9 protein-coding genes are annotated in these 12107 nt (G+C 48.9%); 4 read left to right on the top strand and 5 right to left on the bottom strand.

The genetic code is table 11. From position 1 onward, the window contains the following. Positions 1–86 precede the first annotated feature (86 nt). Complete coding sequence (locus tag ABNF92_RS17155; protein ID WP_349342818.1) at positions 87–1961, top strand: hypothetical protein; 1875 nt, start codon at positions 87–89, stop codon at positions 1959–1961. Then, positions 1948–2802 (top strand): glycosyltransferase family 2 protein, encoded by an 855-nt coding sequence (locus tag ABNF92_RS17160; protein ID WP_349342819.1) that lies wholly within the window; start codon positions 1948–1950, stop codon positions 2800–2802. The genes ABNF92_RS17155 and ABNF92_RS17160 overlap by 14 nt, the downstream gene beginning before the upstream one ends. 558 nt (positions 2803–3360) lie before the next feature. Here the strand turns inward: ABNF92_RS17160 and ABNF92_RS17165 are convergent. Continuing rightward, positions 3361–4614: an ISL3 family transposase gene (locus ABNF92_RS17165; RefSeq protein WP_349342348.1), complete on the bottom strand. Its 1254-nt coding sequence runs from the start codon at positions 4612–4614 to the stop codon at positions 3361–3363. Positions 4615–5228: 614 nt separating this feature from the next. Here ABNF92_RS17165 and ABNF92_RS17170 point away from each other — a divergent pair. Further along, positions 5229–6191: a glycosyltransferase family 2 protein gene (locus tag ABNF92_RS17170; RefSeq protein ID WP_349342820.1), complete on the top strand. Its 963-nt coding sequence runs from the start codon at positions 5229–5231 to the stop codon at positions 6189–6191. Further along, positions 6192–6596: an adenylyltransferase/cytidyltransferase family protein gene (locus tag ABNF92_RS17175; protein WP_349342821.1), complete on the top strand. Its 405-nt coding sequence runs from the start codon at positions 6192–6194 to the stop codon at positions 6594–6596. On the opposite strand, the gene ABNF92_RS17180 is transcribed toward ABNF92_RS17175, so the two are convergent. The 4 genes from ABNF92_RS17180 to ABNF92_RS17195 form a co-directional block, all read right to left on the bottom strand. Next, positions 6574–7743: a CDP-glycerol glycerophosphotransferase family protein gene (locus ABNF92_RS17180; protein WP_349342822.1), complete on the bottom strand. Its 1170-nt coding sequence runs from the start codon at positions 7741–7743 to the stop codon at positions 6574–6576. The genes ABNF92_RS17175 and ABNF92_RS17180 overlap by 23 nt on opposite strands. A 105-nt stretch (positions 7744–7848) precedes the next feature. Next, positions 7849–8994 (bottom strand): polysaccharide pyruvyl transferase family protein, encoded by a 1146-nt coding sequence (locus ABNF92_RS17185; RefSeq protein WP_349342823.1) that lies wholly within the window; start codon positions 8992–8994, stop codon positions 7849–7851. A 161-nt stretch (positions 8995–9155) separates the two neighbouring features. Beyond that, entirely contained in the window at positions 9156–10895 is a 1740-nt protein-coding gene (locus ABNF92_RS17190; RefSeq protein WP_349342824.1) for a thiamine pyrophosphate-binding protein, read from the bottom strand. Positions 10896–10917: 22 nt separating this feature from the next. Further along, positions 10918–12036: an NAD-dependent epimerase/dehydratase family protein gene (locus ABNF92_RS17195; protein ID WP_349342825.1), complete on the bottom strand. Its 1119-nt coding sequence runs from the start codon at positions 12034–12036 to the stop codon at positions 10918–10920. Positions 12037–12107: the final 71 nt, after the last annotated feature.

The raw sequence follows: 12107 nt of genomic DNA on the forward strand, positions 1-12107 counted from the left end.
AAACAAAAAGCGTCGAATGGCGCTTTTTGTTTTTTTGGGCAAGTGAGACTGGATTTCCTGTGCGCCAAATTCTGGGTGGGCTTTAAATGAATAGATTATTGGCGCAATTCGTTTTTCTGTGTTTTTGTATTACCTTCTTCGTTTTTCTAATATTTTTCCCGGCCTTAAGCGGCGGCTTTGTTCTCGATGACGGATTTAATATTCTGGATAATCGGGTCCTATATCTGGAGGAATTGAGCTCAGATTCAATAATAAATGCTGCATTCAGCTTTCATGATGGCAATGGTGCCCGCCCACTGCCTATGTTGAGCTTTGCTCTCGACTATTGGCGCGCTGGCAGCATGGATGCCACTTCTTTCAAAACCACCAACCTCATTATTCACCTGCTAACCACCGTCTTTCTCGCTTTCTTTTTTCGGCGTTTGTTGTTACTTGCAGACTGTGCTCCAGAGAAGGCAATGTGGGGCGCTCTGATTTTGGCGCTGGCCTGGGCAGTTCACCCTTTGCAGGTCTCGTCTGTTATGTATGTGGTTCAGCGCATGCAAACCATGGCGACAATGTTTTTGGTTCTCGCACTGTGGGCGTACCTCGGTATGCGACAGGCTCAGATTCGTGGTGTTGGGCGTGGCCGCGTTCAGGGCATTTTGGTATTAGTGTTTTGGGTACTTGCGTTCGCTTGCAAGGAGGACGCACCTTTATTTTATGCTTATGTCCTGATGCTTGAGCTCACAGTACTCCGTTTTAGGGCGGTGCAGCCTGATATTGAAAGGGGGCTGAAGCAAAGCTATCTCCTCTTAACGGTTCTATGTATTTTGGGCTATTTGTTTTATATCGTGCCACATTACTGGAGTTGGGAGTCCTATTGGGGGCGGGACTTCTCAACGCTGGAGCGTTTGATGACTCAGGCTCGTGTATTGGTCATGTATATAGGGCAGATAGTATTTCCTTGGCCGGACAATATGACTTTTATATATGATCAGTTGCCGGTTTCACGAAGTTTGTGGAGTCCCTGGACTACTCTACCTTCCATCTTACTGATTGCGGCGCTACTGACTTGGGCGTGGATTTGGCGTTCTCGCAGGCCGCTGTTCTCTTTTGGAGTGCTTTTGTTCTTTTCAGGGCATTTCATTACCAGCAATGTCATTCCATTGGAGTTGGTCTTTGAGCATCGCAATCATTTTCCTCTGATTGGTGCAGTACTGGCGATAGGTGATTTGTGCGTCTTGATAGGGCAGCGTTGGATGGCCCGCACACCGGCGTTAGCTGGTTGTTTTTGCACGATAGTTTTAGTTCTTAGCGCTGCTACGGTTTCGCACGCTTATACGTGGGGTGATCCAGTGCGCCATGGAGAGAAAATGGTCGATTTGCTGCCTTACTCAACAAGAGCTTGGACTCAGCTTGGAGGAGCTCATTTTGACCGCTACTCGGATACGAGAGAAGATGAACATTTAGAAAAAGCTATAAAGGTAAATGAGGCTGGTCTGGAAAAGGTTAAAGCGCCGGCTTTGGCTTCTAACCTTGTCATTTACAAATCTCTGTTGGGCACGGTAACGAGTGCCGATTGGCAGCGTTTTCTTGAAGTGTTGGATGAGGCACCAAAAAGCTGGCAAAACAAATTTGTTGTTTGGACGTTAATGAATAATGTAGACAGAGGCTTTGACGTAAACGCACATCGCGTGATTGATGCGATCGAAGTCCTCACCAACAAAATGGTACTCAAGGATACTGAGTACCTGCGCATGGCAGTTTTCACATTCAAGAATGCTGAAGATAAGCAAAAGGCTTTGCCGTTGTTCGCCCGTTTCGTAGAGCGTGCTCAGTTGGGAGACCCGGCGGTAGATCGCATTTTGGGTGAGCTAGTTGATGCAGGCTATATGAATTGGGTAGAAGAGCTGAAAGTGACAATTGAAAAAAAGAAAGCACACGCTACAAGAACAGAGAATAGTGATGACCAGTATTAGTGTTGTTCTGCCGGCAAAAAATGAAATGGCTGCAATTGGCGGCGTAATTTCTGGTATCCGAGAATTATATCCTGATGCTGAGATTTTGGTAGTTAACGACGCTTCGAGCGATAGCACTTCTGAGGTTGCGCAGACTGCTGGCGCCAGAGTGATCAGTCAACCCTACAGTAAGGGCAATGGCGCTGCGATAAAAGCTGGCGCCCAAGAAGCTGAGGGGGATGTGATTGTATTCATGGATGCAGATGGGCAACATGATCCATCTGATATCTCCCGTTTGCTCGATCGGTTGAAGGAAGGTCACGACATGGTCGTGGGGGCTCGCCAAGCTGGTTCGCAGGCGAGTGTCGGACGAGGGCTCGCCAATGGTTTTTATAACGGCTTGGCAACCTACATGACCGGTCACAAGGTTGAGGACTTGACTTCGGGTTTCCGTGCAGTACGCGCAAGAAAATTCCGGCAATTCCTCTACCTTTTGCCTAACGGGTTTTCCTATCCAACCACGATTACCATGGCGTTCTTTCGTGCTGGCTATTCTGTAGCATACGAACCAATTCATGCTGCACAACGTGTCGGTCACAGCCATATTCGGCTAGTAAAAGACGGCTTGCGCTTTTTGTTGATAATTTTCAAGATTGGGACGCTGTATTCGCCGCTTAAGTTGTTTGCGCCCGTTGCGGCATTACTTTTTACATTGGCCACTATTTGGTACGGCTACACTTACATTTCAATTGGTCGCTTTACAAATATGAGTGCCCTGCTTTACACCGGCAGTGTAATGGTTTTCCTGATGGGGCTGATTTCTGAACAGATCACTGCGTTGATGTACAAAGATGACGGTTGATTCGAGTACGTCAGAGGTGTCTCATCTTTCGCGCCCAAGCCTGAGAGGTCTTGAAGGAATGCCCCTTCTTTCCGTGGTAATTCCCACGCATGCACGCTCGGAGTTTTTGGAGCGGTCATTGGAGAGCGCGCTTTTGGCAGGGCCCGATGGAAGCGTTGAGGTAATTGTTGTCCCGAATGGGGTCGACAGCGCCTGGAAACGTGTCGCAGAGAAATACGCCCACGACCCGCGGCTCAAATGGCGCCCACAGGCAGTTGCGAATGTTAGCTCCGCACGAAATTACGGGTTGGAAACTGCGAGCGGGTATTACGTTCGGTTTTTAGATGATGACGACTACCTTTTTCCGGAGGCATGCCGGCACCAACTAAAGCTGGCAGTGAAAGCTGATGCAGATCTTTGCTCCGGTGCAATACAGGTAGTAGGTATGACTGGAAAATGTTTGAGCTTGAAAGCTCAGCCTACAACCGATGATCTATGCGTTGCTGCGCTCGGTCCTCAACGGCTGGTCCAAGTGGGTGCACATCTTTTTAAAGGGTCTCTTCCGTTTTGTGTGGAACATTAGCTTGCAACCATTCTCTGTAATGGCGTCTGGAACGGGTTTGCTGGCAGATGCTTGAGCTTGCCGGCAATCAGAAAGCAGATGGCAATGAAGTGGCTCGCCGTGCCGTAGCCGCGCGCACGGGCCTTGGCCGCCTGGATCAGGCTGTTCATGGCTTCGACATAACCATTGCTCAAGCCGCTTTCAAAGCCCTGTAGGACTCCGGCCCAGTGTCGCTTGAGGGTGGCAGCTAGTTGTTTCATCGGTTCCAACCGACAGCGTCTGGCCCAGGAGTGCCATCGCTTCAGTAACCCTTCCGCTTGTTCACGACCAGGCTTGGCCTGGAAGATGTCACGCAAGGCCTCTTTGATGCGCCAGGCACGAGCGGTCTTCAGGTTGGAGCGGGTCAGGTCGTAGACGGCCTCATCCTGCTTTTTGCTCCAGCGGGCCATGTCCGTGAGCCAGGCCCATTTGGTTCGCTTCAGGCGGGCGTCGTGGCGTACTTCAGACTTGCGCACGGCATCCACAGCCTGATTTGCCAGCTGAATGATATGGAACCGGTCAAAGGTGATTTCGGCGTTGGGCAGGTGCTGCCCCAGGCCGCTGATGTAGGCTTTAGACATATCGATGCTGGCGTGCCGGATCTGATCAGCCTTGCCCTGATGGCTTGCAAGATCCTCAGAGAATCCTTTCAGAGTCTGGGCGTCACGACCGGGCGTTGCAAAGATGAGTCGGCGCTCGGCCAGGTCATGCACCAGCGTGATGTAGTGATGGCCACGCCGACAGGCGGTCTCATCGACCCCGATGGTGGTCACGGTGCTGTAGTCTTCACGAGCTTGTGCCTGGGTGACATGGTGGTCCAGTACCCGCCAAAGGGCCCTGTCATCAGTCCTCAGCTGCCTTGCCGTGGTCGATACCGGCATGGCCTTGGCCAACGTGAGCGCAAAGGCTTCGAATAGCAGGGTGAAACGGCTGCCCGGGCGAGCCCAGGGTACTTCCACCTGAGTGGTCTTCTTGCAGCCGCCGCAGCGCACCCGGGGCACCTCGGCATGGACATAGGCGGCAAACTGGAAGAAGTCCAAATGCCGCCAAGTTCGCGGTTTCCGGTCGTGAATAGGCTGATCAGCTCGCCCACAACCAGGACACGGTAATTGCTTCGCCTCACAGGAGACCCGGAAATCGATACGCTGGGCCTTTGGGTCAAAATCGATGTCATCGACAGCCCATGGTGACGTCAGACCCAAGGCTTGTGTGAACAAGAGTTCCGGATTCATAGAGATGTTCGCTGGAGGTCAGAAGATATCAGGGAGTATGGCTCAAAAAGGCGTTAGCTGGCGACCGATTCCACACGAAATGGAAGAGAGCCTTTTTAAAAGAGAGCTTGCACAGTCGGTTTGCTGGGACCATGAACGCTCGGTGGCAGAAGATGTCGATTGGTTCGTCAATGTAGCAATTAAAAGGGAGGCGAGCTGGTTACGAGTAACAGAGCCCGTTGCCGCTTGGGTTCAACATTTTGGCTCTCGGCTCTCTAGAGGGCATGACCCCGGGCGAGAGACCCTGGTTTACATGGCTGAAATTTTGCTCCAAGCCTGTCGCTTCCTGGACGAGAGAGATCGCCTTCTACCAGAACGTCGCATTGCTGTAGTAGATGGTCTATGGTCGTTGCTTCAGAAAGGACTAAGGTACGATTACTCATACTGGAGGAGAATTGCGGCTATTGCCGAGGAGTTGTCTCCTGGCAGGCGCCCGCCTTCGAGAATTCATCGGACGTCAGTATTCCAGAGGGTTTCTCCTTTAGCGCTGGAGGCTATGCTAATTCCTCTTCGTTGTGCCTATCATCCAATGAGGTCGGTTCTGAATCGTGTGGGCATAAATAGGGTCTAATCCGATGAATCGCGCGCCCATTGTCTCTGTTGTAATGCCTGTTTATAACGCTGAAGCCACCGTGGCCCAGGCGGTTGAATCCGTCCTGTTGCAAGAGATGGCAGACCTTGAGCTAATCGTTTGTGATGACGCTTCCACTGACTCTTCAATCCGAGTGCTAGAGAAGTTTAAAGATCCTCGAATAAAGCTGATAAAAAACACAAAAAATATGGGACCCGGGCATAGCCGGGATAAAGCAATCGGCTTGGCATCTGGTGTTTGGATAGGTTTGATAGATGCAGATGATGCTTGGGCGCCAGAACGCCTCAAGCGTATGCTTGCCTCAGTAAACGAGGACAACCACCAACTGATATTTGATGACATCCTCATATGCCATTCTACTGCTGGCAGGTTGGTTCCTTGGCGTCGATTACACGGCAGACGTGCCTTCGGAGGTGTCGCAGGTGCCACGGGCTACGATGTACCGCTGGAGAACTACATTGTTTCTCCCCGTTTATTGATAAAGCCCTTAATACGTAGGACGACGATTAGTGAGGTTGGGGTTCAACACTCGGACCGCTTCTTTGCAGAGGATGCTGAGTTTTTTCTGCGGCTTGCCTGGTCGGGAATTAGTTTTCGCTATCTACCTGAGCCTCTGTATCTTTATCGCGTACAACCCGGGTCAGCGACCGCGCATGCGGGCTTGCGAAGTATGCGTGAATGTATTCAATCGTGTTCGGAATGGGGTGGGTGGTCAGCCAAGACCCAGTTGGCGTTTCAACAGAAGATAAAAGCTCTACGTCACAATGAGAGCTTGTATCAGATCGCATGGCACCTCCGGAGTGGGCGGTTGTTGGGGGCTTTCAAGCAAATCGTTGCTGATCCTGGCGTACTTGCTACCATACCGCACCGGGCATTAAAACATCTTTCCTACCAATTACACCGCTTGCTTCATGGCGGTGCTAGCCGCAACTCGGGGGAAGTCTAGGTGGAGAATCAAGCTTTAACGCGTGTCCTTACGTTCGGGACATTCGATGTGTTCCACCTCGGCCATCTACGAATCTTAGAGAGAGCAGCAGCCCTGGGGGATTATTTGGTTGTCGGCGTATCATCGGATGAGCTTAATCGCAGTAAGAAAGGCCGCTTCCCGATTTTTTCTCAGGACGAACGTCTTCAACTGGTTGGCGCCCTGCGCTGTGTTGACCAGGTGTTCATTGAGGAATCCTTAGAGCAGAAGCGTGATTATCTTGTCGAATATCGGGCTGACGTGTTGGTCATGGGGGATGACTGGCGAGGTCGCTTTGATGAGTTTGGCGATATCTGCAAAGTTGTCTATTTCCAGCGGACGCCGGCCGTGTCAACAACCGCTCTCATTGAGAAGATTCGGCTCTGATACCGGTATGACGTGCAATACGATCCAGGCATCGGGCAGTGGCTTTCCCATCTGCCCATTCACCGTAAACAGAATGTTTAACAGAGGCATGTTGCTCGGAGTAGCGCCTCCAATACGTATCCGGAGATGCCAGCGTCTGATCCAGCTGATTTAAAAGATCGGGTAAGGTATTGATTACGGAACCAAATCTGTATTCTGGGCCCAGGGAAAAACCTTTCTTGAAGGGAGGTGTGACGTCCAGAAAGAAAGTTGGGCGGTCCAGCAAAAGAAAGTCGAATGCGATGGAGGACCAGTCGCATATCAGTATATCGCTGACTTGCAGTATACTTTCCGTGTCCGGCCATTGGCTTCCCGGTAAGCTAATAATTCCAGGCTGTGGGGAATCGGCTTCGGTTTCGGTGTTGAGGTGGGTACGTACGAGTATTGTCGCATTGTGCTGTTTTGAAATGGCAGAAAGCGCTCCCAAGAATTCGCGCTTAGTCTGCCCAAAAGGAAATACATTTCGACCTTTCGAGTCTTGTGCCCAGGTCGGAGCAAATAGAATCAATGTTCCCGTCAGCGGAAGACCGAGCCGCTTTCGGATCTTTGTTTTATCAGCGTTAAAAGAGACCAAATCATCGGTTCTCGGGTAGCCGGTTACGGCCACTTGCTTGTCTGAAAACCCGAACCTTTTCGTGTAGAGCTCCTTGTGAAGTGGCGATGCCACCCAGATTTCATCGTACTGATGTTGTAGTTTAAAGTCTTTCGAGTCGAAACCTTTAAAAGGAATACCGTGCCAGACATCGAAGAACTTTAGCCCGGTTTTTCGAAACATCGGAACAAACCATTCCAAACTATGGAGTCCGTGATCACTGATTAAGGCGCTGGCAAGGGCGACCAGCTTGGCCGCTCCAAAGGAGCATAGCCACTGACATCTGACTCCTTGGGCCCTTAGTTTTCTATAATAAGTCCAATCCATGGTGAGAAAAATGGCATTGGGGCAGCTTTTATATATTGCGAATAAATTCCCGTTGAGCTGATGTCCGTATAGTATGATTAAGGGAAAATTCTTTTTTTTCAGCAAACGGAATAGCAAACATATAAACGATAGAAGGCCCAGAAAGATAAGTAACAGCCAGTGGGAGAGTTGGTTCTTTTTTATCTTCATGATCTAGCCGTACTTAGTTGCATGTGTACATTGGAGTCTCTGCATGGTCCAAATGACGATTAATACTAATCCAATCGCTGAAATCTTAGGCGAAAAGTCATCTCGTCAGTGGTTTAAAATGTATGTATCGAGGAAGTTGCGACCAGCCTCGGCCAAAACGGTCTTCTTTCTGTTTACGGCATCCCAATCAATTTCGCTATTTATAAGCTTTGAAGATACCTCTGTTGGAGATTCAACTAGTCTTTCGGTCAATCCCATCTGCGAGAGGAACGATTGAAAACGCGCCATTCCTCTAACCTTATTTCCCACAACAATGAAAGGCTTATTAAAAAGAATAGAGAATACGGTGCCGTGAAACGAGTCCGTAACAATGAAGCTTGCATCATTAAAAGCTTTTAGCCAATATTCAACACTGGGAAGTTGGAATTTGGCTCTATCTCTCACTGGTACTTTCTCAATCTGACGATGAGGCTTTATGGAAAAAATATCAATTCCACGTGATACGCTAACGATATCTGCTATGGCGCGACTCCTCGGCTCAGGATCGAGAATGTATAATAGCAAACCGCCAACGTGCTTTTCGCCTACGCACTGCTCAATCAACGATTCGTAGTCCTCAACCTCCAGCAATAGCGTTGGGTCCACAACACATTTGGCTGAGACATTCAGCTTATTTTTACACAGGTCAACTCCGGACAGCTCTCTCACCGAAACCGCATTGAATTTTTGCGCTAAAGTTCTGCATTTTCCAGTAAGATGATCGGAGTATTCCCACTCATCTACGCCAAATGACACCCCGTAAGCTATACGTCTTGCGGGGCTCTTGATGTCATCAAGAAAATCCAAATAATAATTGAGGATGCTGGGGGAATAGCAAGGACGCCAAACTTGATCACTCCCAACAAGAAAAATATCAAAATCTCTTTCGCGATAATACGCCCTGAGTTCTCGTTCATCTTCCATTTTTGGAGACATTTCTATCTTTCGATCACGGAATTCAATTAACTCACTAAACACCCACTCTTGCCTTTTTTTCGTAGGCAGAGATTTGATCTGCCCTGTCGCAAACTTAACTAATTCCGTTATAAGTTTTTTACCTTTTTGCAACTTAGTTTTTTTCTGTCGTCTATCGAGTGTTTCGACTCGCGCACCTATTTTTTTCAAATAAGTTTGTAGGGCATAGGCTTGAAGTAGCCCACCATAATTATGACCAAGTGGTTGGGTGAGTATTGCTATTTTGGGTTCGGTCATTGCGGCTCCCAAGCTGAAAAATATTGAAATTAAGGGAAAAGCCAGTCTGAATTAATGGGGATGATTAGCTTACCTAGAGAGCTTGACCAATGAAAACACTTAAAAGTTCGCTGGCTCGCAAAGGCTAAGTGCAGGAGGAGTTGAAAGATGCTTTCACATCATCAACTCTTTAAGTAACCCTTTATTGCGTTTACCGATCGGTCCCCGATTAAGCGAGCAGCCTTAAGTTTCGCTCGTTTTTTAAAATCTTTCTTGATATTCCTGAGAATTTCAAGTGCATGGCTCTCCTCTTCGCTATCCGTGAAAACTTCAAAAAGAACAGACTGCATTTCAGTGCAATTTGCTAGAAATTCTCCATACACTCCGTCGAATTCTGCCTTGGACGAGGCGCTTATGTACTTTAACCCTAGATCTTGTGCATAGTGCTTTAATAATGTTGGGGACTTGTTTCCGTAATGGCCTTGAGCAGAAATAAATTCATCGGCCAGCTCACCGAAATCAGCTGCGACGTGGTTGTACTGCCGGAACTCGGTCCCTTTTCCGTTATTGACAACCATAATGCGCAGATTATGGCCTAAATGACGGTTCCCGAGCGAGTTCATATCGTAGAAAAATGCAAGGTCGCCAATGACGCCGAAGTAGAGCCTATCCGGGTTGGCAAGTGAAGCGCCGATTAAACTTGAAAGTCCACCATCGATACCAAATCCACCTACGTTAGAGGTTGAATCTACCGAATGTGGCAATTCAAAGAAGTTCCAAGAACGTAAGCTATTCAAAATTCCGAAGTGTATTACGGAGCCGTCCGGAATCATGTTTGCCATTTTCTGTGCTACCCAAATGTTGGAGAACGGAAGCCCAGGGATTTCTTGCTGCACTTCCTTCAAACGGGCCTGACAGTGTCTCAAGTACTGATCAGAGGGATCTTTGGATGCGTCCGTGTAGCGTTCGAAGAAGATCTTTTCACCCATTTCAAACACATAACGTAGTTTTCGGAAAGTGTCACGAATCTCGCCGTCTTCACTTACACGCCACACTTCTTTACCGACCATGCCCATACTCGCGTAGTCGCCGGTAACTTCACCAATGTGGATGGTGGTATCGGGTTTATCGGAAGCAAGATCCATCAGGTCCTGACTGGCTGCAAGTGAATACAAAAGGCGGTATTTCCCTCTGTAGGAGCTGGTATGGTCGCAGAATACGACGGCGTCGTTGCTGCTGCAGAAGCGGTCAATGGCTTGCGTTTCTTCGCAGCTGAACGGTTTGTGGGCGCCAATAAAGACTGCAACCCTGCCTTTGAGCTCCGGCAGCTGGTCAGCTGTGGTGAATCTATTCATCACCCGGCAGGCTGGCAAAGCCTTGGTGTTGTACGAGCGGCTGTAGCGAGTAGGCAGGTTGATATGAACAGGGCCTCCGCCGCCCCGTTTTAACTCCAAAATGGCCTGATTGACTTTGACCTCGCATTCCCACCAGTCGTCATCGTCTTTTATGACGGGCAGCTCAACACTGATTCGTTGAGTATCATTGGGTTTAACACTCCTATCGATGACTTGCGGAACATGATGCCCAACTTTCCCAATTATCTGAGTTGATGTGATCGCCAGAATTGGAAGCTTTCGGTAATATGCCTCCGTCAAGCCGGGCATGTAGTTGCGCGAAGCGGTAGCACCGGTGCAGCTTATGACAACTGGCTCGCGTGACTCATGCGCCAAGCCGCAAGCCATGTATGCGGCCGAGCGTTCGTCTACCGATGAATAAACCTGAAAATACGGATCGTTCTGCATACTACACACCAAGGCCATATTTGTTGTACCCGGCGAGGCAATCAACTTCCTAATCCCGTTCGCCTTTAATAGCGAAACAATGATTAGGGCATTTTTTTCATCAGTGTAGAACTTGTTCATGGAACCCCACCAATCTAGGTGTCTAATTTTTGATAAATCGATACAAAAGGTATTTGATTTTCTGTTTCCAGAGACCGATCTCACTAAGTTTTGCTACTTCACCCGTATAGCGGTCTTTGATGGCTTCGGAGCGCCAATCGATGGGCAAAAATTGCGGCTTTTCCAAAAACTCATCCAGGCAATCGGTTAGGCTCGATTCAAGTTCCGTGAGCGCCTCTAAGTCTACAAACTCCCCAATTTTTGAACTATCGAACTCACGGTTGAACAATCGATCATACTTAATTTGATACTCTGCTGGTTTGCAGCGCAAGAAATCATCGAAACCCAGGAGCAATACTTTTGGGCGTCTGCCAAGGTGTCTTTCGAGCACATCAAGATAAACATCCAACACTCGACGCCAGGTGGCCACATCCTTTTGCATAATATTATACGTTTCTCCCAATGCGCGCGGCTCGCCAATTATGGCTTCCAGGGCACCGGCCACATCCAGGCCATATGTAAGCGTAGTTAACTTAGACGCAATGTCTTTTGAGAAAACGATAGTGCGGCCGTTGAGTGCTCGGTATAGCCAACCTTCCTTCTCCAATACACCCAACTGCAGGCGCTGCGTACTATATGTAATGTAAGGTCGGATGATCGTCCAATTCTTCCCGCCAGACCGTCGAATAATGTTTTCTTGCCGAGCCTTTGCAAGAGAATATTCGTCGGTTTGCAGAAAGTTCATATCCTCAGAGCTTTCGAGCAATCGCGGGGATTCTTCCCGGATTGGCCCGCCGGAGTCTGCATAAATGCGAGCAGAGCTCATGAAAATGTATTGTTCGGTAGCTGCCAAGAGCTTGTGGGCGCGCTGTTCAAATGCAGGCGTGCTGTAAACCATGAAGTCGACAATCGCGTCCCATTTACATCTGAGTAAATGAGTCAGAAAGCGCTCTTCCTTAGCGTTGCCCTTGATGAATTTAATGTTAGCCGACGATTCGTGGATAGAGCGGCTTGTCGCATATACAATGTCGCCTCGCTCGGCGAGGATTTTCACGAGATGGGTGCCCATAGCACCCGTGCCGCCCAGAATAAGAATATTCCTCATGCGCTTTTTGGCCAAGGCAATCTTGAGCGGACCATCGTCATCACCTTTACGCGCCACACCTTATCTAGTCCGATGAAATACATGGCGAGAGTGGAGGCAGTGAAGCAGGAGACAAACAATAGTGCTGA

The sequence above is a fragment of the Marinobacter sp. MMG032 genome, assembly GCF_040112695.1.
Lineage (GTDB): Bacteria > Pseudomonadota > Gammaproteobacteria > Pseudomonadales > Oleiphilaceae > Marinobacter > Marinobacter salsuginis.

What these genes read in the sequence shown, in the direction of transcription:
- ABNF92_RS17180 (WP_349342822.1), bottom strand. Translation starts at nt 7,743, where the DNA reads ATGAAGATAAAAAAGAACCAACTCTCCCACTGGCTGTTACTTATCTTT.
- ABNF92_RS17165 (WP_349342348.1), bottom strand. Translation starts at nt 4,614, where the DNA reads ATGAATCCGGAACTCTTGTTCACACAAGCCTTGGGTCTGACGTCACCA.
- ABNF92_RS17190 (WP_349342824.1), bottom strand. Translation starts at nt 10,895, where the DNA reads ATGAACAAGTTCTACACTGATGAAAAAAATGCCCTAATCATTGTTTCG.
- ABNF92_RS17155 (WP_349342818.1), top strand. Translation starts at nt 87, where the DNA reads ATGAATAGATTATTGGCGCAATTCGTTTTTCTGTGTTTTTGTATTACC.
- ABNF92_RS17160 (WP_349342819.1), top strand. Translation starts at nt 1,948, where the DNA reads ATGACCAGTATTAGTGTTGTTCTGCCGGCAAAAAATGAAATGGCTGCA.
- ABNF92_RS17185 (WP_349342823.1), bottom strand. Translation starts at nt 8,994, where the DNA reads ATGACCGAACCCAAAATAGCAATACTCACCCAACCACTTGGTCATAAT.
- ABNF92_RS17170 (WP_349342820.1), top strand. Translation starts at nt 5,229, where the DNA reads ATGAATCGCGCGCCCATTGTCTCTGTTGTAATGCCTGTTTATAACGCT.